Origin of the sequence: Flaviaestuariibacter amylovorans, assembly GCF_039541815.1 — a bacterium.
Classification (GTDB): Bacteria; Bacteroidota; Bacteroidia; order Chitinophagales; family Chitinophagaceae; genus Flavisolibacter; species Flavisolibacter amylovorans.
The window spans coordinates 39,087-61,364 of sequence record NZ_BAABGY010000019.1 but is presented as its reverse complement, the minus strand read 5'-3'; the positions used below and the strand labels follow the sequence as shown (position 1 = coordinate 61,364).

Genomic DNA, 22,278 nt, shown 5'->3' with positions numbered 1-22,278 from the left:
GCAAGATACGCCGGCCGCCTCAGGGCCGCAGCCACCCGAGCAGGAGGCGCAGCAGGCCCCACAGCAGCAGGAGCACCACGGCCTCGGTGAGCAGGGTGTAGGGAAGCGGATTGCGCTCAGACCATAGGAATAGCCCCACGGGCATGGCGGCGGGATAGAAGGAATAAAGCAAGGCGTCGGTAAGGGGGCCACTGTCGTCCAGCGCGACCCAGTAGCGGTAGCCATACACCGTGCCGGCTACCACGTAGGCCAGGGCAATCAAGAAGGAGAGCCGGGTGTTCGTGAGCCGCTTCATGAGCGTGAATATAAGCTGTCGCGCAAGTCGGTTCATCCCATCCATCGGGATTTGGCAATAGGCGGAGTTGCCGGTAAAGCAGTGGGCGCATCAGGAGGGCATCTTGAAACGTCAGCGGGACTATCCCTAAAAACCGATAGACACTCGAATTGCCGTCTCCCACCGGAACGCCTTTCGCATTACCTGCATCCTCTTGCAGACGGCTTCGTTCCCGGGGCAGGGGATGCGTTGCCGAAAGCGGCGTTACACAGACAAATCCGGCATTCGCATTCGGGTTGCTGCACCCCGGGCGTTTGCGCCCGATGATTTGCCGGCAACGCAAGGGATGCGCGTTACCCAAAAGGGCAGCACCCGCAAGATGACCCATCGGAAGAAAGATGCTTGCGTTGCGGATGATGGGACGGAAGGCAAAAGATCGTTTGCCTGTTTGCCCCCTCCGCAATGCCTTTAACGCGCACCCCTACTGGGTGCTGTTCCCTTTAACCGTACGTTTTTCTACCAAACGTGCACCCCTACGGGGTGTGGCGTCATCTGATGAAACCTATTGCTGCCAGGCGCGCATCCCTTGCGCCCGCAACGAAGCATCGGCACAGTTCCTAGGGATGCATTCACTACCGGGTTTTATTGCATTGGTGGCGAAGCCGTTGCCGTCGGCACCCGGGATGTATTCAATACTGGCGTGCTCCTGCTATGCCCACGGCTCCCCTCCCGCTCCGGGAGGGGCTGGGGGTGGGGTGCTGAACCTCCGGATGGCGGCGATGATCTCCTCTTCGGCTTTGTCTTGCGTGTTGGTGAGCGGGAAGCGGCGCTTGTAAACGTTACCGTCTTCGCGGGTATACTGCACGTAGAGGTGAAAAGAGTCGGAGAACTTGCCCGTGGCCTCCTCCTCCACCACGCGGGCACTTACGAAATGATCCCAGTCGGTGACGAGCTTACCGTAATAATACAGGCCGTGTGTGTTGATGCGGAACACCGTGCCCCCGCTTTTGCGGCGGAGCAGGAACACCAGCAGCGGCGGCCCGAAGATCAGGAGCGCCAGCCAGCCGAGAAAGTTGAACACCAGGGCAATGAAAATAAAGCCGAAGGCGATCGTGATGAGCGCGTTGAGTACCCGCGACTCACGCACCACAAACTCGGCTTCGGTATGTACGGTTGGCGTCGGCATGAATACAGGCAAGATACAACATCGATTGGAGCCTGTGCACCGACTCTGGTGATACCCATCCGGGCGCTTACCGGCAGCGGCTCATCGGTGTGGCGCCTGTGCATACCGATCGCTCCCGGTGGCCTGGGTTCTTTCCTGCCCGATCTGCGGCGGCACCCGGGCCGTAGCCAGGAAGCGGCAGCGCGGCATTAGGGCACTCTTTGTTGAAGCCTCCGGCAGCACGCCCGCGCTTCCCGTTCCACCGGCACCAATTTCTGCTCCTGCTGAGTGCGGCTTGGCAAAGGGTTTGCGCCGCGGTTTTCCTAAACAAAAAACCATGAGAGCACTATTGATGGCAGCAGCGCTGCTGTGCGCAGGAGCAACGGTACAGGCCCAGGGCGAGATGCCCGACCAGGTCGGTAATGTGCCGACAGAAAAGTTCCGGAAAGCGAATGAGAAGGGAGCACAGAAGGTGGCCGAAATCAAGCCCGATACGGACAAGGCCTCGGCCACAGACCGCGAGTTGATGGAGCGCGTGGCCATGGGTGGCATGCGGCAGCTCCTCATCAGCCAGGCGGTGGTGGCCCGCGCCACCAACCCGACGGTCAAGATGCTGGCCCAGTCGGAAGTGGACGAGCAGACCGGCGTGAGCAACAAGCTGAAGGAGATCGCCGCGGCGGCCGGCGTCACGCTGCCGGCGATGCCCGATGCTACGGCCCAGGCCATTACGAAGCAGGTGGAAGCGCTTTCGGGCACCGAGCTCGACCAGCTTTACCTCGACGAGAGCGGCGTCAAGGGCCACGAGGCGCTGCAGCAAACCATGACCACCGTGTCGGCCCGCGCGAAGAACAAGGCGCTGCGCAAGCTCGCCGAGGCCACGCTGCCCGTGATCAAGATGCACCTCGAAATAGCGAAGGCCGAGCGCGCCGAATTGAACAACGGGGCAAGCCGCTAAGAGTCTGTTCAACTTATTCGATCCCTGTTCATCGGACCGCTCAAGCGCGGAGAGCGGGGCTGACGCCCCTGTCGCGACGGCACGACGGCGCTCCCGAAGCTTCGGGAGGCACGACGAAAAGTAAAAAGAACAGATTGTTTTTGCACGTCGCGCCGTTGTGCCGTCGTGCATCAAGGCCGCTTCGGCCTCCGCGCTAAAGGCTTCAGCCGACGGCGTGCGGCCGACTATCTCAGTGTTTTCTGAGGCTCATTTAACTCAAACAGCCGCTAAGCCTTGCCTCAACACCCACGAAGCCACGGATCCCTCCGTGGCTTTTTTTATGCGCTCAGGTAAAAAGCCCGTATACGATCGTGCCCAGCTGCCGCCATACGGGACTGTCGAACAGGTAGACCTCGAGCGACTGCTCCAGGATGATGAGGAGGCCGCCCCAAAGCAACACCGGGTGGATGCGGCGATACCGGTAGTACTCCCAGGCCCAGGCGATCACGATCAGGCTGTCGGCCAGCACGAGGGCAAACCAGATCTCCGGGTGGGGCACCGACGGGAAATAATGACGGAAGCGGAACCAGGCAGGCCACAGCACCACGATGGTGGCGAGCAGCAGGTAGCGCTTGTGATGGGCCCCGCGCCGGCGGTGCACGATGCCGGCGATCACGAGGCCGAGAAAAAGCGCTCCCGAGGTAAGGATGCCCAGCATCGACGAGTAGGCGGTACCGCCGAGGCCGAGGCGCAGGTCGCGGTCTACCTGGAAGAGGCCTGCCGGCACCATGGTCACCGAAACGCCGAGGGCAACGACGCCCCCGAGGTAGCCGATCGTGCGGTGGGCCTGGAAGCGACGCGCCTGCACCAGCGCTGCCTGCAGCACGAAGAGGAGCACCCAGGCAAAGGCGAAGGCCCCGTGGATGTGCACGCCGATGGGCGCAGTGAAGGTGCCCGCGGCCAGGGGCACGAAGAAGGTGCGGGCGAAGCCCACCAATGTGGCTGCGAGGCCTACGAGAGCGAAGACCAGGAAATAGGAGGGCTTCCGGAGCGTAGCGGCACGCATAAGCAGGACGAGGGTTTTGGACAGTATTAAAAGGCTTTGAGCGGTTCTGGCCGGCTATGGAAGATACGAAGGGCTGCCTGATTGCGGGTGTGGCCCTCAAGGCTTCCGGGGCCTCCACACAAAAACCACCCTGCCTTCCAGCAAAAATCCCCGGCGCATAGGCCGGGGATTTTTGTTGTAGGGATGCTTTGCTTAGTTGTGGGTGAACATGCCGGCGCCAAGGGCCTGCGCACCGGTGCCGCCGAGGAAGCCTTTGGCATACACGGTGTAGATCTTGCCCGACTCCAGCGTCACCGGCGGGAGGGCGAGCGCAGCCGCCGACTGACCGGCAAGGCGCACCTCGAGGTTGTAGGTACCCGCATTCACCGACGTGAAGCCGGTGACGGCGGCGTTGGTGGCCTGGTCGTTGAAGGAGCGGTTGGCAAACAACACGGCGCCACCCGTCACGGCAATGTCTACCGCCGGGGCATTGGGGCTGAAGTGCAGGAAGCGCACATGCGCCTTGCCGGCGGCGGGAGCGGTGAGGTCGTCGCCGACCACGGCAGCTTTGATGCGGCTGACGGAATCGACGGCGAACACCGAGTAGCTCATATTGGCCGCTAGGTTTACGTTCGCGTCGATCACGTAGGTAGTGGTGCCTGTGGGCGACACCTTGATGTTGGTGTTCCCGGCCGTCACGGTCTGGTACCCTGAGGCGGCGCCGTAGGCCACGTTGCTGAGCGCCACCGCATTGTTGACACGTACGTCCACGTTCGGGCCGTTGGGAGAGGCATGTACCACGTTCACACGCGCGTTGCCGGCGGCAGGGGTGTCGTCGTCGTCATCGTCGTCTTTGTCGCAGGAGGCAAAGGGCAGGCTGAGCAGGAGTACGCCCAGCGCGGTTTTCAGAAATGATCTCATAGTGGGGTGTTTTTGCCGGGAACAAACAACAGGGCGATTCGAATGGTTGAAACGGCCAGGCAAAATAATGTGCTGATGAGGTGAAATGCCGATGTGCCGGAAGCGGTTGCTGAACCGGAAACGTCGATCGCTGCAGGAAAGGGCCGCCTCCGGAGGTCGGCGACGAAGCGATCAGAACCGGGTCTGGTCGCGGCGGCAATACCAGGCCGGGTCGCAGCCCGTGACCTCGCAGCCCGCCAGCAGGAAGCGGGTGCCGTTGCCGCGGGCCGGGTCCTTACCGGTACGCGAAACCGGCAGGCCGTAGCGGATCGGGATCACCTTGTCGGTGCGGCGGCAGGCGGGGCAGGTCTTGTGTTGGCGCGCAGCCGCATACACGCAGTAGTCGGCGTAAAAGAGCCGGAGCGTCGTATCGCCGCCAACACGGATGCCGGTGAACGTGGTATCGCGGTAGCCGATTGCAGAAAAGCGAAGCGAATAGGTTCCCGGCGCCACGCCGTCGAAGCGGAACCGCCCGTTGCCATCGGCGCTCGTGCCGCGCGCCGGCCCGCCGGCACCCTTCAGGTAATAGCCCGCAAAAGGCACGGTACTCCCCGAGCGCGTGTCGGTAAGCGTGCCCTGCAGGGCCTGCGCCGTCGCCCGCACCGGCAACAGGAACACTAGGAGGAGGAACGGTTTCACGCTCCCAAGGTACACCGCCTTAACCAACCGCTCAAAACCTCCCGAAGCTTCGGGACAAAACCCATCAAAACCCTCCAAAACCTTCTAACTCCTTCTAAATCCTTTTCGAAACCGCTTCCAGCGCATACACGAGCGGAATCTTGTTGCCGAGGTGCGCCACCCGGAACCGGCCGGGCTCTTCCTCCACCATGTTCCGGAGGCAGTTGTAGGGTGCGTAATCGTACTCCCGCAGCGTGCGCAGCTCCAGGCCCGCATCCAGCAGGCTCGTGATCACTTCGGCCAGCCCGTGGTTCCAGCACACGTACGAAAGCTCCATATCGGCACCCCGCTCGGCATAGGTACCGCTCTCGGTCTCTACGATCGGGCCCGAGTTGAAGTAGCGGTAGCCCACCGTTTCCAGCGCGTCGTCGAACATCCAGACCACGGGGTGAAACTCCGCGAACACGAAGCGGCCGCCGGGCTTCAGGTAGCGCGCGATGAGGGCCGCCCAGCGCTCCAGGTCGGGCAGCCAGCCGATGGTGCCGTAGGAGGAGAACACGACGTCGAAGGATTCGTCGAGGTGGGCGGGCAGGTCGTAGAGGTCGCAGCACAGGAAGCGGGCGTCGGCGCCGGTGGCGTCGGCCGCGGCCCGGGCGGCGTCGATGGCGGCGTCGGAGAGGTCCACGCCGGTAGGCGCCGCGCCGAGGCGGGCCAGCGAGATCGTGTCCTGCCCGAAGTGGCACTGCAGGTGCAGCACGCGCTGGCCGCGCAGGTCGCCGAGCAGGGGCAGCTCGATCTCGTTGAGCGAGGAGCGTCCGGCGAGAAAGCTTTGCTGGTCGTAGAAGCTGCTCTCGAGGTGCACCGCGGTGCGGCGGTTCCAGGAGGCGCGGTTGACGGAGATGTAGTCGGGTTCCATAAGCTTTGAGTAGATGGCTTCCCCGAAGCTAGTGCATCCGGCGCAGGCGGAAGCAGCGCAGCTGTTCGGGTTGGATGATTTCGCAAAAAGACGAAGGGGCCGAAGCGGCCTCCTGCGCCGCGGCATCGTGCTCAGGAGCGCCCCGCTGCCGTGCCTGCACGGTGGGCCGGGTAGCGCCCGCGCGCACCCCCTTTCGTAAGTTCCCGGAAGGCGGCCTCGTAGATCTACGAAGCGCCCAGCGAACAACTGCCCGATCTTTCAAAAAAGCGGCGCGCAAACTTGGCCGCCGGTGGCCGGGCGCTGTAGTTTTACGTCAATCGATATCCAATACCAAATCTTTATGAGAACCGTTCCTTACCGCTGGCTCAATGCCGTATTGCTCCTGGCCCTGATGGGCGCTCTGTACCTGATCTCTTTCTATAAGGAAGAAGACGTCCAGGGATTCTATCACCAACAGGCCCTGCGCACGGCCTCAGCGGAACACTCAGGCTCCATCACCGCCCGTTAAGGGTGTATGTCTTTATTCGTTTTTAGGTAATCAGGGCCCCCTTTCCAGGGGGCCTTCGATTTGAGGGTGGAGGGAAGAGGGATCAGGGGAGCGGGGAATACCCGATTACTTGAGTACATGAGTATCCGATTACTTGAGGGATGGGTAGAGGGGTCATTTGCCGGAGGCCGTTTTTATAGAGGCGACGAAGATCGAGATGAGTTCATCGTTCTCTTTAAGCAGCGGGGCCAGGTCTGCTTGCGCCACCCAGGCCATCTGGTCGATGAATTTCAAGCCAACGAATGTTTCCCGGAGCTCCTTCAGGCCCATTTTCATCTTGTGGAGAAAATCGGCTTTGCTCTCTGCCGACTGCGCCTCCGCATAGATCAGCGCCGGGGCCGTACCGCTACGCACCAACTGGCCTTCGATGTGCTTTGCTGCCTTGTGGTCCGGTAATAATTCCGTCACCTTAAGTAAGGATACCCCGAATTGAATGAGGCGCTGTTCCAGGGCCTGTACTTTTGCTTTTTCCATATCTTTTTTCAGACAAAGCTCCGCCACCCCGGCGCCGTCAACCAAAGGTGTTTTCTCATCAAACGCTGTTTTTTTCCTCACCTTTTCCGTTAGAATAATCCAATCAGGTAGACGTAGCCTACGCTCTGTGTTCCCTCTCTCAACCTTCCCTTCGGGTATTCGGATACTCATGTACTCAAGTATTCAAGTATTCCCCCTCTCCCCTCTACCTTCGTAACATGGAACCTCAAGAAAAGAAGCTTTTCCTCCTCGACGCGATGGCCCTCATCTTCCGGGCCTACTACGCGCTGCTGCGCAACCCGCGCATCACCTCCAAAGGCAAGAACACCAACGCCCAGTTCGGCTTCACCAATACGCTCATCGATCTCATCAACAACCAGAAGCCCACCCACATGGCCGTGTGCTTCGAGGGCGGCGCTCCGGCGGGCCGCATCACCGACTTTGCCGACTACAAAGCCAACCGCCAGGAAGCGCCCGAGGACCTCTCCGCCTCCATCCCCGACATCAAGCGCATGCTCCAGGGCTTCAACATTCCCATCCTCGAATCCGAAGGCTTCGAGGCCGACGACGTCATCGGCACCCTGTCGAAGCAGGCCGAGAAGCTGGGCTACACCGTGTACATGGTAACGCCGGATAAGGACTACGGCCAGCTCGTGTCCGAGAAGGTGAAGATCTACAAGCCCGGCTACCAGGGCGGCGAGGTCGAGATCATGGGCCCCGAGGAGGTGTGCAACAAATGGTGCATCAAAGACGTGAGCCAGGTGATCGATATGCTCGGCCTCATGGGCGACGCGGTAGACAATATCCCCGGCATCGCCGGCGTGGGCGAAAAGACCGCCTGCAAGCTGCTCGCCGAATACGGCACCCTCGAGAACGTGCTCGAGAACGCCGACAGCATCAAGGGCGCCCTCGGCGAAAAGGTGCGCAAGGGCCGCGAGTCGGCCATCATGTCGAAAAAGCTCGCCACCATCATCTGCGACGTGCCCGTCGATTTTCACGAGGAAGACTTCCGCCTGAAAGAGTGGAACAAGGACGCGCTCCGCGAGGTGTTCACCGAGCTCGAATTCCGCACCTTCATCAAGCGCCTGCTGGGTGAGGACGTACCAGACACGCCGGGCACGCCCGCAAGGAAATCGGCCGGTACGCAAGCCGGTTTGTTCGATACCGTTCCTGGCGAAGAGACCGAGAACAGCGTGGTGACGCCCGGCAAGAACATCCACAACACGCCGCACGATTACACGCTCGTGGAAAGCGAGGGCGAATGGAAAGAGCTGCTCGATGCCCTCACCAAAGCCAAAGAGATCTCCTTCGACACCGAGACCACCGGCATCGACGCCAATACCGCCGACCTCGTGGGCATGTCGTTCTCCGTGGAAGTGGGCAAAGGCTGGTACGTGCCGCTGCCTGTGAAGAAAGAAGAAGTGCAGGCGATCCTCAAACGCTTCGACGCGCTCTTCGCCAACCCCGACAAGCTCTGGATCGGCCACAACACCAAGTACGACCTGCTGATGCTGAAATGGTACGGCGTAGAAATACAGGGCAAGCTGTTCGACACGCTCCTCGCCCACTACGTGATCGAGCCCGACGGCAAGCGCAATATGGACTGGCTTTCGGCCAAGTACCTCGGCTACGAGCCGGTCCACATCGAGGAGCTCATTGGCAAGAAGGGCAAGAACCAGGGCACCATGCGCGACGTGGAGCCCGAGAAGGTCAAAGAGTACGCCGTCGAGGACACCGACGTGACCCTCCAGTTCAAAGGCGTGTTCGAGCCGCAACTGGAGCAGTACGGCGTGCGCCGCGTGTTCGACGAAGTGGAAGTACCGCTCGTGCCCGTGCTCCGCGATATCGAGTTCGAGGGCGTGCGCGTCGACACCGGGTTTCTACGGGAGTACTCCAAGCTCCTCGAGCAGGAAGCCAGTACCCACGAGGAAAAAGTATACGAGCTCGCCGGTCAGAAATTCAACCTCGGCTCGCCCAAGCAGCTCGGCGAGATCCTCTTCGACCAGATGAAGCTCGACCCGAAAGCAAAGAAGACCAAGACCGGCCAGTACGCCACCGGCGAAGATGTGCTGAGCAAGCTCGCCAAGGAGCATCCCATCGCCGACCACATCGTGGCCTACCGCGAGCTCACCAAGTTGCGCTCCACCTACGTAGACGCACTGCCCGAGCTGATCAACCCGCGCACGGGCCGTATCCATACCAACTTCGCGCAGGCGGTGGCCGTAACGGGCCGCCTCTCGAGCAACAACCCCAACCTGCAGAACATCCCCATCCGCACCGACCGCGGCAAGGAGATCCGCAAGGCCTTCATCCCGCGCGACGAAGGGCACGTACTCGTGTCGGCCGACTACTCGCAGATCGAGCTCCGCATCGTGTCGGCCCTCTCCGGCGACCCGGTGATGTGCGATGCCTTCCGCCAGGGCAAGGACGTGCACACGGCCACCGCGGCCAAGGTGTACAAGGTGGCCGAAGAAGAGGTAACGAAGGCGCAGCGCTCCAAAGCGAAGAGCGTCAACTTCGGCATCATCTACGGGCAGGGCGCCTTCGGCCTCGCCGAGAACCTGCGCATCCCGCGCGCCGAGGCCAAGGAGATCATCGACGCCTACCGCGCCGAGTTCGCCGGCATCGTTGCGTATATGGACGAGACGATCAACTTCTGCCGCGCCAACGGCTACGTGCAAACGGTGATGGGCCGCAAGCGCTGGCTCCGCGATATCAATTCCGCCAACTTCACCGTAAGAGGGCTCGCGGAACGCAACGCCATCAACTCGCCCATCCAGGGCACGGCCGCCGATATGATCAAGCTGGCGATGGTGAACGTACACAACGCGTTCAAAAAGCACGGCTTCAAATCGAAGATGATCCTGCAGGTGCACGACGAACTCGTGTTCGACGTTACGCTCGACGAGGTGGAGCTCGTGAAGCCCGTCATCCTCGAAGCCATGCAGTCGGCCATGGTGCTGCCCAACGGCATCCCGGTGATCGCCGAGGTAGGACAGGGCAGCAACTGGCTGGAGGCCCACTAAGTAATCGCGGATCGATGATCTCAGATCTGTGATCTTTTTGGATCGCATAAAGATCTGAGATCTCAGATCCTACATCTGAGATCTTATGACGATATACTATTGCTACGACGCATACTGCGGCTGGTGCTACGGCTTTTCACCGGTGATCAGGCGCATTGCTGAAGAATACAAGGAGGGCCTGCAGTTCGAGGTGCTGTCGGGTGGGATGATCCGGCCCTCGACCCCGACGCCCTTCGGGCCGATGGCGACATACATACAGACCGCGTACACGCGTGTGGAGGAGCTGACCGGCGTCAAATTCGGCGAAGACTTTCTCTGGCACGTGTTCCATCCCGAAGAAACCGACTGGTTCCCGGATTCCACGATGGCCGCCATCGCGCTCTGCATCATCAAGGAGGCGGCACCCGGGCGGCAGGTGGAAGCCGCCGCCGACCTGCAGTACGCCCTCAACTTCGAAGGCCGCGACCTCACCGACCCCGAGGCCTACCGGCACCTGCTGCCGAAGTACGGGATCGACGAAAGCGAGTTCTACACGAAGCTTTCGTCCGACACCTACAGGGAGCAGGCACAGTACGAGTTCGCGCTCGTGCAGCAGCTGCAGGTGACGGGCTTCCCGGCGGTGCTGTTGCAGGCGGACGAGCTGAAGTTCTACCTGCTGGCGAGTGGCTTTACCGATTACGATACGCTGAAGGGCCGCATCGACGCCGTGCTGGCGGAAGCGGGCCGGTAAGAGGCTGTTTGAGTTATGGTGTTGTGCCTAATGAGACCGTGCGAGCACGGTATACGGGGCTGCCGCCCCGTGTCACGACGGCACAACGACGCCCTGAGCTTGCCGAAGGGCGGCACAACGACAGGATAGAAAAACCGTTGTTTTTTTCTTCGTTGCGCCGCCGTGCCGTTGCGCCGTTGTGCATAAAGGACGCTTGCGGCCGACGATTTCAATATCTGCGGAGGCTCTATTAACTTAAACAGCCTTTAAGGGTGACGCGCTTCCAGCGAGGCGTTGACGGCGGGCGGGGAAACTTGTAGAATCCCGGATTACTCCTATTTTCACCGCTACCATGAACTTCCTGCTTCGCTTTGTTCTCTCTGCCCTGGCTGGCTACGGGATGATCCTCTACCTGCTCAGCACCGACGTGCGCGACCGCGCGGCCGCCCTGCTTGCCGCCTGCTTCATCGCCATGGTCAACAGCTTCGTCAGGCCGCGCGCCATCGTGCGCCGGCAGCCCATCACGGTCTTTACCCTCAGCCTCATCATGATCGCCATCAACTACGGGCTCCTCTACCTCTGCGACCGCTATATCCCCGGCTTCGCCATCCGGACCTGGTGGCACGGGCTCGCCATCGCCGCGGTCATCACTGCCGTCAACTTTAGCATTGATCGCTTCGTGCAAACTAAGAAAGACTAAACCCGGGAAGTCGAGGGCCGCAAGCGGCCTGTTCACACGGCGGCGCGGCGGAGATTAGGTCAGGGGCATCATAATGTGCAGCATCATTCGCTTCCCAATGGTAAGCCGCCGCTATAAGTCCTATCGCCACGCCGTTGCGCCGCCGCGTGAACGTCCTGCCGCAGGCAGGACCTGAAGGAAGCCGCACCCTGTCGGGTAAAGTCCGCGCACCGCCGCAAATACCCATACATTTGGCCCCAAATTTCGCCCCATGGATTTTCAGCGCCGGGACCTCCGCAACGAGCAGTTGCTGCACCTCTACCGCCACCTGCTCTGGCCGCGTATGATCGAGGAGAAGATGCTCGTATTGCTGCGCCAGGGCCGCATCTCCAAGTGGTTCAGCGGCATCGGCCAGGAAGCCATTTCGGTGGGCGCCACCCAGGCCCTGCGCCCCGACGAGTGGATCATGCCCCTGCACCGCAACCTCGGCGTGTTCACTGGTCGCAACATGCCGCTGTCGCGCCTCTTCAAGCAATGGCAGGGCAGCGGCGACGGCTACAGCGCCGGCCGCGAGCGCTCCTTCCACTTCGGCGCGCGGGAGCACCACATCTGCGGCATGATCTCGCACCTGGGCCCGCAGCTCGCCATCGCCGACGGCGTGGCGCTGGCCCACAAGCTGCGGAAAGAAGATAAGGTGTCGCTGGCCTTTACCGGCGACGGCGGCACCTCCGAAGGCGACTTCCACGAGGCGCTCAACACCGCCGCCGTGTGGGACCTGCCGGTCATCTTCATCATCGAGAACAACGGCTATGGCCTCTCCACGCCGGTGCGCGAGCAGTACCGCTGCGCCCAGCTGGCCGACCGCGCCAAAGGCTACGGCATGGAGGCGGTAACCATCGACGGCAACAACATCCTCGAAGTGTACGATACGATCCGCGGCGTGCGCGACTACTGCATCCGCGAGCAGAAGCCCTTCCTGGTGGAGTGCATGACCTTCCGGATGCGCGGCCACGAGGAAGCGAGCGGCACCAAGTACGTGCCGCCCGCGCTCTTCGAGGAGTGGGCCGCAAAGGACCCCATCGCCAACTACGAGCAGTGGCTCAAAGCCGAGGGCATACTTACCGACAGCGCTATTGAAGAAATACGGGACGGCTACCGCCGCACTATCGAGAGCGAGCTCGCCATCGGCTTCGCCTCCGAGCCCATCATCGTGAGCACGGCGCGCGAGGTTAAGGACGTCTTCGCGCCGCGGGAGTTGGCTCCCCTCTCCCCTGGAGAGGGGTCGGGGGTGAGGTCGGGGGTGAGGCTGATCGATGCCATCAAGGAAGGGATGCAACAGAGCATGGAGTGGCACCCGAACCTCGTGCTCATGGGGCAGGACATCGCCGAGTACGGCGGCGCCTTCAAGATCACCGAAGGCTTCGTGGAGCAGTTCGGCAAGGAGCGCGTACGCAACACGCCGCTCTGCGAGAGCGCCATCGTGGGCGCCGCGCTCGGCCTTTCGCTGGAGGGCTTCAAGAGCATGATGGAGATGCAGTTCGCCGACTTCGTGACGGTGGGCTTCAACCAGATCGTGAACAACCTCGCCAAGATCCACTACCGCTGGGGACAAAATGCCGACGTGGTGATCCGCATGCCTACGGGCGGCGGCGTGGGCGCGGGGCCCTTCCACAGCCAGAGCAACGAGGCCTGGTTTACGCACGTGCCCGGGCTGAAAGTCGTATACCCGTCGTCTCCCGAAGATGCGAAGGGACTGCTCATCGCGGCCTTCAACGATCCCAACCCGGTGCTCTTCTTCGAGCACAAGGCGCTGTACCGGAGCATCAGCGGCCCCGTGCCCGAGGGCTACTACGAAACGCCCATCGGCAAAGCCCGCACCGTGCGCACCGGCGACGACCTCTCCATCATCACCTACGGCGCCGGCGTGCATTGGGCCGAGGAATACGCGGCCGCGCACCCCGAAATCTCCATCGAGATCCTGGACCTGCGCACCCTGCAACCGCTCGACTACGACGCGATCCGCGGCGCGGTCACCGCTACGGGCAAGGTGCTGGTGCTGCACGAAGACACGCTCACCGGCGGCCTCGGCGGCGAGATCGCGGCCTGGATCGCGGAGCACTGCTTCACGCTGCTCGACGCGCCCGTGCTGCGCTGCGCCTCGCTCGACACACCGGTACCCTTCAACATGGAGCTCGAAAAGAACTTCCTGGCAAAGGCAAGGCTGGGCGAAACGATCGGGAAATTGCTGGCGTATTAGAAGCGGCAGTGGTTCATCATACACTTGCTGTACAGACGCATCATGATGCGTCTTTTTTTATGAGCATCCGCCCATGTTGGACACGGAGAGAAGGAACGCAGATGACACGGATTGGATACGATGAACGCGGACGATCGCTCGCAGCGCATCGAATTCGCGCATGTGGAGCGCATCTGCGGTAAGATCGTTCGGTACGATAAAGTAAGCCGCACAGAAACGACTTCCGGCGCTTCGGCCGGCATCCCGACAAGCTTCGCCTCGTCGGGACCTTACCAATAAACAAATAGACCAATAGACTAATAAACACCCTCCTTAGCGAATACCTTAGCCCCTTCTTTTCTTAGCGGTTCAAAAACACTTCTTTTTCTTTTCCTGCCTTACTTCCGTGTTCCCTGTTCCTTATTCCCTGTCTCATTGTTCCTTTGTCCCCGATGCATCCCTTCGAAACCATTGCTTATCTGCAACACGGCAGCCCGCGTCAGCAAGAAGCGTTTCTCTGCCTGCATTCACTCGGCATCATGACCACCCTCGTTCCGTTCGACCCGCTGCTGTGCGGCACGGTCCCGATCGGCATCGACGGGCCGGAAAGCGATCTCGACATCATCTGTTGTTATGGCGAAGCGAAGGGCTTTATCGAAACGGTACGGGCACACTTCGGCAACTGCAGCGGGTTCCTTCTTTCCGAAACGGAGGTGGGCGACCGGCGCACCGTGCTCGCTTCCTTTACGTATGACGGCTTTCCCTTCGAGGTATTCGGGCAGGCGCGGCCGGTGCGCGAGCAGGAGGCCTGGCGGCACCTGGTCGTGGAAGCGCACCTGCTGCAGGTGCACGGCGAGCCGCTGCGTGCGGCGGTGCTGCAGCTACGCGCCAACGGCCTCAAGACGGAGCCTGCGTTTGCACAGGCACTGGGCCTTCCGGGCGATCCGTATGCGGCGCTGCTGGCGGTGTATGACACTATCGATCCGGTACACGATGCATCGTGATGCGTCGGGCAAAAAAAGACCCCACCATGGCGGGGTCGCTACATACGTATGCGGTACCGGGAGACGCCTGTGAATGCGTCTCTACTTCGTTATTCGATATTCCTTGTTCTGCTGTTCTACTCCTTTCCTTTCTCGCCCACGAACCACTGCTCCTTGTTGCGGAACAACACGTTGAAGGTGGTGAGTGTGCCGTAGATGCGGGTGATGTATTGCTGCAGGTTCACCTTGTCCTCATCGCTGAGGATCTTGTGCGCGTTGATCTGCTGCTCCATCACACGGAGGCGGTCGCGGAGCATCACGATCTTGTGAAAGAAATCCTCGATGGGCACCTCTTTGCCTTTCAGGGTTTTGTCGGCCGGCTGCAGGATCATCATCCCCTTCTGCCAGCGGTCGCCGAGGGGCACGGGCTCGGTGATGCCGCCCCAGAGCCGCAGGATCTTCAGCAGCGAGCGCTCGATGTCGGAGCTCGTTTCCACTTCGGCCGTTACGTTTTCCGGGATGATCTCGTCTAGGTTCGTGTCGGTCTTGTCGACCTCCTTGATGCCCTGGTGGATGAAGGAGATGAGGTAGGTGGCGTAGCGCACGCCCACGATGACGCCGGGCCCGTAGTGCGTGTGCTGCAGCCGGGTGCCGATGCCGAGGGTCAGTTGATCGGGTTCCATGCCGGAAAATTAATACTTTGAAGGGGGAAGGCAGATGAAGGAACAAAGTGTTTTTCACCGCTAAGAAAAGAAGGGGTTAAGGGTTTCGCTAAGAAACGGTCCGGCTGACGCCGGACTCTGGTAGTGTGTCATTTTGACTGCTATTGCATTTCAGCAACTTAGACCAAATAGTGTGTCATTTTGAAGTCAGCACTTGATAACTATGACTGCCTAAAAAGTTCGGAAATTTGGTCCACAACAGCCTTTATCTGCTGAAAGGTGTTAGGCTTCTGGATGAATCGCCCATTGAAGTTTAGCGGCCTCCTATTGCTGCCTGTGAACTCATTTGTGGAATATACTATCGCCGGCGTACTCTGGAAGGCCTGCCTTTTGCGTATTTCCAGCAAGGTTTCCATTCCGTCCATCATCGGCATGTTCTGGTCGAGAATAATTCCGCAGATTACTTCCCGGTCCACATGGTCCAGAAAAGAGATAAGCTCTTTTCCATTGGAAAACGTAAGCAATTCGAGGTCGGAATGGGCTTCGAACATACTTGCCATAATGTAACGATCATCTGCATCGTCATCGGCATACAGCACAAGTTTTGGCGGAGTCATTTTGGGTGCACAAGGTACATTTTTAGTTTCATTTGGATGAAACTATTTATAAACAAGAACTTTAATGTGTGCGCTCTGGCTACAGAAGTGTATGCTGTGGGAATGATGTATTTGAATCACTCGAAAAGGTCAATAACTTAGCCTGCTTCAAGGATGAAGTAGCCGCAAAAAAGGAGCGCAAGCAGCAACAAAACAAGTGCAAATACGTACAAAGGCTGATTAGGCGGTCTGCGGTATTTATCCTTAGGCATAGTATAAATATCGTGTATCTACGACACATTTCCTCGTAGAAACACTAATTTCATATTCCGAACTAACCGCTATGAGCAAAGTGGAGATTATAGAGAATTTGAGCGCCTTGGAAACTGCTTATGCCGAACTACTTATGGATAATGCCTCCGTCCGATTGCTAAAGGACTTATGGCGGGAGATAGTGAGTTTGCGAGCCTTGGCGGTTGCGTGAAATACACTTGTCACCTCTTTTCCTGCCCCTTGAGCATACTTTCAAAATGCTCGCGGTATTCCTTCATTTGTTTAAGCAGTCCTACGATCCGGGTATTCAGTTCTCGCAAATGAGTAGCTGAGCGCTTTTCGCGCACACCATCCGCGAACTGCCTGGAGAGGTCTGCCAGTTCTGCATTCATTTCATGCCACTCCTCCAATCGATCCATAAATAAGTAGGTTTCAGGCTTCTAAAGATAGAGAGATAATGATCTGGACGGATTACACGGTAACTTGATTCGAAGCAATAACAACTCCCGGCCACAAACTGCCGTCCTTTGCGGTGCATGTTATGAAGCGGCACCTTTATCTCATTCTGTAAACGAGTCAAACAGGCGCGGCAATATCCACAATTGAGATAAAACTCTTTCTTATGGAATGGAGCCCGCTTGGAGTGGATAATAAATGGCTGCAGGGAGGCAACTCTGTATAAATTTTGCTCAAAAAATTGCCATGGAGTCTACACTTTATTTCCCAAGCACGTTCAAAATGGCGGAGTTTATCGTGTGTCAAAGGGTACGAGGATGCGAGTCCGATTCGCGTTCTTGCACAGTAAATGGCGAGCTGAGTGAACAGGATATCGAAGTGGCAAGGGTGGATTACGATGCAAGAATAATCGTATCTATTTCAGAGGAAGAAAATTCAGCGGAATCGTAGCTACTTGCGGAGGGCCTGGAAAGGAACAAGCGAGCACTGCAAATATGTTCTGGAGTGGAAAGGACTGTGCGCTCGATTGAAGCATGAGTTATCATCTTGGAATTGGTCTTTTGAAATCCAAGTTTGCACTCGATAAAAGCGGCGAAGAGAATCACCATTTTGATCTTAGGAGTATTTAACGGAGCGACCAATTAGGCAGTGGTCGTTCAATTCTATCGCTAAGGCTTTAGCATACAAGCTAATTGCTATGGCACTTTTGGCTTAGAGACTTCCGAATGCCGGTTTTGGAGCTAACTTTCCTGCACAATTGGTTCAAAACAATTGGTTAAGGTTAAGCCCTGACCCGTCGAGGCCGGGGCTCTTTCTTAAAAACAAGATTGTAGTAATCCGGCTAAATTGATTGATAAGTCCAAACCGCTGCGTACCACCCTGGGCCAATAAGCTGCAATGCTAACTCGTTCCGTTAAACAAGTGCCCCCCAAATAAGCCTTTAGAAAGCCTTCATATCGGGTTTACGTTGGAAGCTTCAATAGCTCAGGCCCATTCAAGTTTTGCGCTCAACAAGTCAGCATAGTACATCACGTGAATAACGGGCTCGGTTTGCAAAGATTCCGCTTTGCCGTATACGATTGCCGCATCGCCACTGATTGAGGCGCTTTTATCAAGGAAGAAATAATCTCCACTGATTTTTTGACCCGGACAGAGGTATGTACAAATTAGGTCAGGCTTTTTTTGCTCTATTGCGTTGTGTAACGACTTCGCGGGAACATTAGTCCCGAGATAATACGTCTTCATGCCCCTCTGCTTGAAGCGGTAGCTGGTGTAGAGCAACATCAAGTCATAATGCTCGCCTTTCTGCAAAAAGAGAAGAGCAGATTGCGCGTTGACCGATGGTGCCGGGACACTTTCAATACCCAAAATGAGCTTTCGCCTTAAAGCGGTCACGGCAAAGTGAACGTCGGCCTCGCTGCTTGCGTAGGAAAAAAGTTCTGTTCTTCCTATAAAGGGAAGCACAATCGAGCCAAGCGTTATATGTATTCCGAATTTGAGTACACAGTCATCCAACGTATGCTCAATTGATTCGATATCACACTTTGCCATTTGAATGACCAGCCGACTTACAATTAACTCTTGAAGTGTCTCGGGATCGTTCGTCCGCTCAAGCCGCTCCACCATTTCGAACTGATTCATTCCCACAACCTTGGAAATCTTGAAGCCTCTTTTCACCAATAAAGCGACGTGGGACAAATGTTCGAGTTGTTCAATGCTATAGAGACGGCGGTTGTGCGAAGTTCTCAATGGCTCTACCACTCGATATCGAGCTTCCCACATTCTAATATTCCCAGCACTTACGCCGGAAAGCTTTGATAATTGAGAAATCGACATGGTGGGCATAAGGGGCAAATTACTATTACTCTGAGCATTGAAATAACACAGCAATAGAATAACCGCTCCTGTGGAATCAAATGACATAAAAGACAACCAAATTATTAGACACAACTCTACCAAGACGGAAATTGGATTGTCTGTTTGAACGTCTATAACACAATCTAATGCTGAGATGGGCGCGGTTATTTGACGATTGAATGCTTCTCAAGGGCATGCTTTCTTTTCCACCCTTGAAGAATAATACGCTCACTAAAACCTGAAATAATGAAACAAATGTCGATGTTCACTGGGCAATGCATACTTGGCGCAATTGCGCTTGTAGTTGGCCTATGTGCCTGTAGTGGTACACGAAGCGGTTCCACACTGAACAGTACTTCAACTAATCAGGCTCGGCTCAGCCCGGCAGGCGCAAAGCCATCCTGGGCGCCCGATATCACCAACAACATGCAGGTAGTAGTGGAAAAGCTCCAGAGCTATGGCGCTCCGCCGATAGAGACCCTCACTCCGCAGGAGGCACGGAAACAGCCAACCCCTACTAAGGCAGTCATGGATGTAATGAAGGCAAACGATATCGCGATGCCCGCGCCGATGGTGGATAAATCCGACCGCACTATTAGCGTCAACGGTGCGAATTTGCCTATTAGAGTATATACGCCCAAGAACGGCAATACAGCCAACCCTATGATCGTGTACTACCATGGCGGTGGCTGGGTAATTGCCAACCTGGACACTTATGATCCATCAGCACAGGCACTGGCAGAAAAGACGGGGTCGGTCGTGGTTTCGGTGCACTACCGCCAAGGCCCGGAGCATAAATTTCCGACAGCCCACAACGACGCATTTGCAGCCTATCAGTGGGTACATGACAACGCAGCATCCCTGAAAGGCAATCCGGATCGGATCGCGGTCGCTGGGGAAAGCGCTGGGGGAAACCTTGCCTGCAATGTCAGCATCATGGCCCGCGATAAGGGAATCAAGATGCCGGTAGCTCAATTGCTGGTATACCCGGTGGCAAACAACGACATGAACAACGAGTCTTATACTCGCTATGCCAATGCAAAGCCCCTCAACAAGCCAATGATGGAATGGTTCGCCAAACACTATTTGAACGGTATGCAGGAGGCGGCCGACCCGCGTATTTCGCTGGTAAAGGCTAATCTTCAGGGCCTTCCGCCTACCATAGTGATCACGGCGCAGATCGACCCGCTGCACGATGAAGGGAAGATGTTGATGCAGCGCCTTAAGGACGCTGGCGTTACCACCGATTATGAAGACTTCAAAGGTGTTACCCATGAATTCTTTGGGATGGCTGCCGTGTTGCCGCAGGCGGCTGAGGCACAACGCGAGGCCACAGAGTTCCTTATGAAGCGCTTGAAATAGTTGCGGTTGTTCATTAAAAGACCGCAAATACTGTTCTATAAATCTTACCCGCTGGCTCGACCAGTGGACTGTGGTTAAGAAGCAGGCCCCCGTTTCAACGGGGGCCTTTTCATACAAGTGATCCGTTTGAAGTCTACCCTTGGCAATCAATTGGGATTTCTGCCTAAGTAGCCGGTAACTAATCGAAGGACAAGCAGTTCGATGGACTTGTTACGATGCCCTCCGTGGCTGGATCCAAATTGCAAAGTCGCCGTAGTCGATATCGAGCGTGGGAATCAAAGTTGGATTCCTGTAGTACATGTTCTATCTTTCCTAACCTTTATGCCGCCCGCGAAGCTTGTACTATACGCTGACGATGACGAGGACGACCGCCTTTGTTTTCAGGAGGCCTGGAATTCATATGCTGACTACGAGCTCAAGATTTTTGAGTCCGCCATTGGGCTTTTGGAGTTTATGCAACAAAATCCATCGCTTGACCTCTGTGTTGTAGTGCTGGACCAGAATATGCCTCAACTCAGTGGTATCGAGGCGCTTGAACGTGTACGTACAATGAACCCCTATGAAGAAACTCCGGTAGTCCTTTATTCTACCAACATTTATGGCGGTCAGCTTTCACGTGCGGCATCTGTCTATGGAGCTCACTTAGTCCAGAAATCGAATACGTTGGCGGAGATTCGTACCGATGTAGAAAGAATCATAGGGCTCTGTGATCCTCCTTTATGACATCGGGTAACCTTCCAATCAAAAATTAGCCGTTACGATGAGTGTTCAGCATCACCCGATAAACTATCATAGTTGGGCCCTTCAGCGGAAGGCCACAGGCATGGCTGATATCAAGCAGCATTTTTGGGACGACATGGTACACCGCTGGGCTGGTTTGTACGCAGAGGCTTTCCCAAAACACGGCGATATCAGCACACAGAACTTTTGGGGCTATGCCTTTGTCATCGATCATGTGTGGGACCCGCCACCCGGCGAGGATGCCGACCCCGAGCTTCCGGAGACAAGAGTACTCGGCGCATTCGGTATTTCCGGGTATCCGGTAAACCCGAAAAACCGGAATATAATGAGACGATATTTAGGAAAGTCCAGCCGGGTTTATGCTGAATACGGACCCAGCTATGACAAAGGACATTTTATCGCCCATGCGACCGGTGGGCCCATTGACGCTAACTTGTTTCCCCAAAAACGGGAGATCAACCGCGGATGGTCAAAGGAAGGGAAGCGGTATCGGGAAATGGAGCGGTTTGTTGCCGCACATCCGGGAATCTTCGTTTTTTCAAGGCCTATCTATTCCGACTTGGGCTCCTGTCCGTTTGAAGTGGAGTTCGGATACTGCGACTCTAAAATGAATTGGCGAGTCGAAGTATTTCCCAATCGATAGTTTCAATCCTTTGCCCGGAGCACTGATAAATTAGGAACGGAACCTAACTTCCTAAACTGCGGTAGCTACCAACTTGATGCGGAAACTGTTTCATTTGAGATAAACAATCTTATAAATCAATAACTTACGCGGAAAGGAATTGGGGTAATTTGGTATATAAGTCCCCCATTCAAATCCATCTACCCTCTAAGAACCGTTGCAAGCGATCATCAGTTATCGGAAGTTCAAAAATAGGTTTAATAAACCCTGTCAGTTTGGTTGCAAGAGTATTGAATTGTAGGTACTCTTTCTCACCTAAGTCCTCAGGATTTTTCCAGTCATATCGGTAGTCAACATAAAATCCTCTATTCTTATAGTCATTCGCTTCGTTTAAAACACTAAGTAGTTGACTTATTTCACTGTCGTCAAGTCCGCCAAGCATTAGGCCTTTGCCTAAAAAATGAGCTGTAGTTTGAAATTTGTTGTTGCAACCAGAATCTATCGATTCAAATGGATTCTGGTGATGTGATTCTATTCTTAGTTCAGATAGCGAAGTAAGCAGTTCCTTGATATTTAAATGCTTGAAATCATGGCGTGAGAAAATCTTCTCTTTCTCGTCTGTACTGAGAAAGTATCTATTTGCATGTGAGCACAAGAGCAATATTGACTTAATCATCTCCTCCGTGCCCAGCACTAAATGAGAAATAGCAAATCCGTAATCTCCTTCATTCGCAGAAAGATCACTGTACTTAAAATGCTTCCGAGCGTTTTCATAAGCAAAGCACGATCCTGACATAAAATCACAATCAAGCCAATACCAATCTTTCTTAAGAGCTTCCGCCGCTTTTTTTGATAAACCTTCCATCTTACGTTTCCTCCAACATTTGTCTTATACCACGCACCAGTGATTCCTGCTGATCTAATTTGTTCTTTATACTCGCCAAGATTTCATCTTTGTCACTTGCTATATGCTGTTTCAACCGGACCTCAAGCTTCATAAAGTTATTGGCGCAGTCGGTTCCTAAAATACCTACTTGCTCGCGTAAGTCTCTTAGCTCAGACAATATCTGATTAAGCTTTTTTTCTATTCCCTCCATTCTGAAACATATTTGAATAAAGCTACTGAAATAGTTCATTTACGAA

General features: G+C 56.4%; 24 protein-coding genes. 11 read left to right on the top strand and 13 right to left on the bottom strand.

The window, feature by feature from the left end:
• Window positions 1-19: 19 nt before the first annotated feature.
• Together ABD937_RS22930 and ABD937_RS22925 are read right to left on the bottom strand one after the other, a co-directional pair.
• The gene (locus ABD937_RS22930; RefSeq protein ID WP_345258370.1) at window positions 20-295 is read right to left on the bottom strand and encodes a hypothetical protein; all 276 of its coding nucleotides are present in this window, start codon (window positions 293-295) and stop codon (window positions 20-22) included.
• Between the two features lie 688 nt (window positions 296-983).
• Window positions 984-1,460, bottom strand: a complete 477-nt coding sequence (locus ABD937_RS22925; protein WP_345258368.1) for a hypothetical protein — start codon at window positions 1,458-1,460, stop codon at window positions 984-986.
• 316 nt (window positions 1,461-1,776) lie between these two features.
• Here ABD937_RS22925 and ABD937_RS22920 point away from each other — a divergent pair, with 316 nt between their 5' ends.
• Window positions 1,777-2,394: a DUF4142 domain-containing protein gene (locus ABD937_RS22920; protein ID WP_345258367.1), complete on the top strand. Its 618-nt coding sequence runs from the start codon at window positions 1,777-1,779 to the stop codon at window positions 2,392-2,394.
• Window positions 2,395-2,719: 325 nt separating this feature from the next.
• Here ABD937_RS22920 and ABD937_RS22915 read toward each other — a convergent pair whose 3' ends face one another.
• The 4 genes from ABD937_RS22915 to ABD937_RS22900 form a co-directional block, all read right to left on the bottom strand.
• On the bottom strand, window positions 2,720-3,439 hold the full coding sequence (locus ABD937_RS22915) for a hypothetical protein (protein WP_345258366.1): 720 nt from the start codon (window positions 3,437-3,439) through the stop codon (window positions 2,720-2,722).
• Between the two features lie 192 nt (window positions 3,440-3,631).
• The gene (locus ABD937_RS22910) at window positions 3,632-4,339 is read right to left on the bottom strand and encodes a DUF4397 domain-containing protein (RefSeq protein WP_345258364.1); all 708 of its coding nucleotides are present in this window, start codon (window positions 4,337-4,339) and stop codon (window positions 3,632-3,634) included.
• Window positions 4,340-4,510: 171 nt separating this feature from the next.
• Window positions 4,511-5,017 (bottom strand): carboxypeptidase-like regulatory domain-containing protein, encoded by a 507-nt coding sequence (locus ABD937_RS22905; protein WP_345258362.1) that lies wholly within the window; start codon window positions 5,015-5,017, stop codon window positions 4,511-4,513.
• A gap of 94 nt (window positions 5,018-5,111) precedes the next feature.
• Window positions 5,112-5,912: a class I SAM-dependent methyltransferase gene (locus ABD937_RS22900; protein ID WP_345258361.1), complete on the bottom strand. Its 801-nt coding sequence runs from the start codon at window positions 5,910-5,912 to the stop codon at window positions 5,112-5,114.
• A 340-nt stretch (window positions 5,913-6,252) separates the two neighbouring features.
• Here ABD937_RS22900 and ABD937_RS22895 point away from each other — a divergent pair, with 340 nt between their 5' ends.
• The gene (locus tag ABD937_RS22895; protein ID WP_345258360.1) at window positions 6,253-6,420 is read left to right on the top strand and encodes a hypothetical protein; all 168 of its coding nucleotides are present in this window, start codon (window positions 6,253-6,255) and stop codon (window positions 6,418-6,420) included.
• A gap of 153 nt (window positions 6,421-6,573) precedes the next feature.
• Here the strand turns inward: ABD937_RS22895 and ABD937_RS22890 are convergent, their stop codons facing one another.
• Window positions 6,574-7,104, bottom strand: coding sequence for a four helix bundle protein (locus ABD937_RS22890; protein ID WP_345258359.1), 531 nt, complete (start codon window positions 7,102-7,104; stop codon window positions 6,574-6,576).
• 47 nt (window positions 7,105-7,151) lie between these two features.
• On the opposite strand from ABD937_RS22890, the gene polA reads away from it, so the two are divergent.
• The 6 genes from polA to ABD937_RS22860 all read left to right on the top strand — a co-directional run bounded on the left by polA (window position 7,152) and on the right by ABD937_RS22860 (window position 14,587).
• Complete coding sequence (gene polA, locus ABD937_RS22885) at window positions 7,152-9,959, top strand: DNA polymerase I (protein ID WP_345258357.1); 2,808 nt, start codon at window positions 7,152-7,154, stop codon at window positions 9,957-9,959.
• A gap of 85 nt (window positions 9,960-10,044) precedes the next feature.
• The gene (locus ABD937_RS22880; RefSeq protein WP_345258356.1) at window positions 10,045-10,689 is read left to right on the top strand and encodes a DsbA family protein; all 645 of its coding nucleotides are present in this window, start codon (window positions 10,045-10,047) and stop codon (window positions 10,687-10,689) included.
• A gap of 331 nt (window positions 10,690-11,020) precedes the next feature.
• Window positions 11,021-11,368 (top strand): phage holin family protein, encoded by a 348-nt coding sequence (locus ABD937_RS22875; protein ID WP_345258354.1) that lies wholly within the window; start codon window positions 11,021-11,023, stop codon window positions 11,366-11,368.
• Window positions 11,369-11,618: 250 nt separating this feature from the next.
• The gene (locus ABD937_RS22870) at window positions 11,619-13,604 is read left to right on the top strand and encodes an alpha-ketoacid dehydrogenase subunit alpha/beta (protein WP_345258353.1); all 1,986 of its coding nucleotides are present in this window, start codon (window positions 11,619-11,621) and stop codon (window positions 13,602-13,604) included.
• A gap of 120 nt (window positions 13,605-13,724) precedes the next feature.
• Complete coding sequence (locus ABD937_RS22865; RefSeq protein ID WP_345258352.1) at window positions 13,725-13,883, top strand: hypothetical protein; 159 nt, start codon at window positions 13,725-13,727, stop codon at window positions 13,881-13,883.
• Between the two features lie 152 nt (window positions 13,884-14,035).
• Complete coding sequence (locus ABD937_RS22860; protein WP_345258351.1) at window positions 14,036-14,587, top strand: DUF4269 domain-containing protein; 552 nt, start codon at window positions 14,036-14,038, stop codon at window positions 14,585-14,587.
• Between the two features lie 116 nt (window positions 14,588-14,703).
• Here ABD937_RS22860 and ABD937_RS22855 read toward each other — a convergent pair whose 3' ends face one another.
• From ABD937_RS22855 to ABD937_RS22840, 4 genes are all read right to left on the bottom strand, one after another.
• Window positions 14,704-15,249 carry a hypothetical protein gene (locus ABD937_RS22855; RefSeq protein ID WP_345258350.1) on the bottom strand — a complete coding sequence of 182 codons (546 nt, stop codon included), beginning with the start codon at window positions 15,247-15,249 and terminating at the stop codon, window positions 14,704-14,706.
• Between the two features lie 200 nt (window positions 15,250-15,449).
• Entirely contained in the window at window positions 15,450-15,845 is a 396-nt protein-coding gene (locus tag ABD937_RS22850; RefSeq protein WP_345258349.1) for a response regulator, read from the bottom strand.
• Window positions 15,846-16,318: 473 nt separating this feature from the next.
• Window positions 16,319-16,516 carry a hypothetical protein gene (locus tag ABD937_RS22845; protein WP_345258348.1) on the bottom strand — a complete coding sequence of 66 codons (198 nt, stop codon included), beginning with the start codon at window positions 16,514-16,516 and terminating at the stop codon, window positions 16,319-16,321.
• A gap of 1,021 nt (window positions 16,517-17,537) precedes the next feature.
• A complete protein-coding gene (locus ABD937_RS22840; protein ID WP_345258346.1) occupies window positions 17,538-18,398 on the bottom strand; it encodes a MerR family transcriptional regulator in 861 nt (286 codons plus the stop codon).
• A 258-nt stretch (window positions 18,399-18,656) separates the two neighbouring features.
• Here ABD937_RS22840 and ABD937_RS22835 point away from each other — a divergent pair, with 258 nt between their 5' ends.
• From ABD937_RS22835 to ABD937_RS22825, 3 genes are all read left to right on the top strand, one after another.
• Window positions 18,657-19,772, top strand: coding sequence for an alpha/beta hydrolase (locus ABD937_RS22835; protein ID WP_345258345.1), 1,116 nt, complete (start codon window positions 18,657-18,659; stop codon window positions 19,770-19,772).
• A gap of 321 nt (window positions 19,773-20,093) precedes the next feature.
• Window positions 20,094-20,495, top strand: coding sequence for a response regulator (locus ABD937_RS22830; RefSeq protein ID WP_345258344.1), 402 nt, complete (start codon window positions 20,094-20,096; stop codon window positions 20,493-20,495).
• A 100-nt stretch (window positions 20,496-20,595) separates the two neighbouring features.
• A complete protein-coding gene (locus ABD937_RS22825; RefSeq protein ID WP_345258343.1) occupies window positions 20,596-21,156 on the top strand; it encodes a DNA/RNA non-specific endonuclease in 561 nt (186 codons plus the stop codon).
• A 169-nt stretch (window positions 21,157-21,325) separates the two neighbouring features.
• Here ABD937_RS22825 and ABD937_RS22820 read toward each other — a convergent pair whose 3' ends face one another.
• Together ABD937_RS22820 and ABD937_RS22815 are read right to left on the bottom strand one after the other, a co-directional pair.
• On the bottom strand, window positions 21,326-22,000 hold the full coding sequence (locus ABD937_RS22820; protein ID WP_345258341.1) for an AbiV family abortive infection protein: 675 nt from the start codon (window positions 21,998-22,000) through the stop codon (window positions 21,326-21,328).
• 1 nt (window position 22,001) lies between these two features.
• Window positions 22,002-22,232, bottom strand: a complete 231-nt coding sequence (locus ABD937_RS22815; protein ID WP_345258340.1) for a hypothetical protein — start codon at window positions 22,230-22,232, stop codon at window positions 22,002-22,004.
• Window positions 22,233-22,278: the final 46 nt, after the last annotated feature.

Excerpts from the sequence above, each read along its gene's own strand:
- ABD937_RS22835 (WP_345258345.1), top strand. The coding sequence starts at position 18,657 with ATGAAACAAATGTCGATGTTCACTGGGCAATGCATACTTGGCGCAATT.
- ABD937_RS22920 (WP_345258367.1), top strand. The coding sequence starts at position 1,777 with ATGAGAGCACTATTGATGGCAGCAGCGCTGCTGTGCGCAGGAGCAACG.
- ABD937_RS22910 (WP_345258364.1), bottom strand. The coding sequence starts at position 4,339 with ATGAGATCATTTCTGAAAACCGCGCTGGGCGTACTCCTGCTCAGCCTG.
- ABD937_RS22915 (WP_345258366.1), bottom strand. The coding sequence starts at position 3,439 with ATGCGTGCCGCTACGCTCCGGAAGCCCTCCTATTTCCTGGTCTTCGCT.
- ABD937_RS22830 (WP_345258344.1), top strand. The coding sequence starts at position 20,094 with ATGCCGCCCGCGAAGCTTGTACTATACGCTGACGATGACGAGGACGAC.
- ABD937_RS22865 (WP_345258352.1), top strand. The coding sequence starts at position 13,725 with ATGAACGCGGACGATCGCTCGCAGCGCATCGAATTCGCGCATGTGGAG.
- ABD937_RS22860 (WP_345258351.1), top strand. The coding sequence starts at position 14,036 with ATGCATCCCTTCGAAACCATTGCTTATCTGCAACACGGCAGCCCGCGT.
- ABD937_RS22845 (WP_345258348.1), bottom strand. The coding sequence starts at position 16,516 with ATGGATCGATTGGAGGAGTGGCATGAAATGAATGCAGAACTGGCAGAC.
- ABD937_RS22930 (WP_345258370.1), bottom strand. The coding sequence starts at position 295 with ATGAAGCGGCTCACGAACACCCGGCTCTCCTTCTTGATTGCCCTGGCC.
- ABD937_RS22870 (WP_345258353.1), top strand. The coding sequence starts at position 11,619 with ATGGATTTTCAGCGCCGGGACCTCCGCAACGAGCAGTTGCTGCACCTC.
- ABD937_RS22825 (WP_345258343.1), top strand. The coding sequence starts at position 20,596 with ATGGCTGATATCAAGCAGCATTTTTGGGACGACATGGTACACCGCTGG.
- ABD937_RS22820 (WP_345258341.1), bottom strand. The coding sequence starts at position 22,000 with ATGGAAGGTTTATCAAAAAAAGCGGCGGAAGCTCTTAAGAAAGATTGG.
- ABD937_RS22890 (WP_345258359.1), bottom strand. The coding sequence starts at position 7,104 with ATGAGTATCCGAATACCCGAAGGGAAGGTTGAGAGAGGGAACACAGAG.
- ABD937_RS22925 (WP_345258368.1), bottom strand. The coding sequence starts at position 1,460 with ATGCCGACGCCAACCGTACATACCGAAGCCGAGTTTGTGGTGCGTGAG.
- ABD937_RS22855 (WP_345258350.1), bottom strand. The coding sequence starts at position 15,249 with ATGGAACCCGATCAACTGACCCTCGGCATCGGCACCCGGCTGCAGCAC.
- ABD937_RS22895 (WP_345258360.1), top strand. The coding sequence starts at position 6,253 with ATGAGAACCGTTCCTTACCGCTGGCTCAATGCCGTATTGCTCCTGGCC.
- ABD937_RS22900 (WP_345258361.1), bottom strand. The coding sequence starts at position 5,912 with ATGGAACCCGACTACATCTCCGTCAACCGCGCCTCCTGGAACCGCCGC.
- ABD937_RS22850 (WP_345258349.1), bottom strand. The coding sequence starts at position 15,845 with ATGACTCCGCCAAAACTTGTGCTGTATGCCGATGACGATGCAGATGAT.
- ABD937_RS22880 (WP_345258356.1), top strand. The coding sequence starts at position 10,045 with ATGACGATATACTATTGCTACGACGCATACTGCGGCTGGTGCTACGGC.
- ABD937_RS22840 (WP_345258346.1), bottom strand. The coding sequence starts at position 18,398 with ATGCCCACCATGTCGATTTCTCAATTATCAAAGCTTTCCGGCGTAAGT.
- polA (WP_345258357.1), top strand. The coding sequence starts at position 7,152 with ATGGAACCTCAAGAAAAGAAGCTTTTCCTCCTCGACGCGATGGCCCTC.
- ABD937_RS22875 (WP_345258354.1), top strand. The coding sequence starts at position 11,021 with ATGAACTTCCTGCTTCGCTTTGTTCTCTCTGCCCTGGCTGGCTACGGG.
- ABD937_RS22815 (WP_345258340.1), bottom strand. The coding sequence starts at position 22,232 with ATGGAGGGAATAGAAAAAAAGCTTAATCAGATATTGTCTGAGCTAAGA.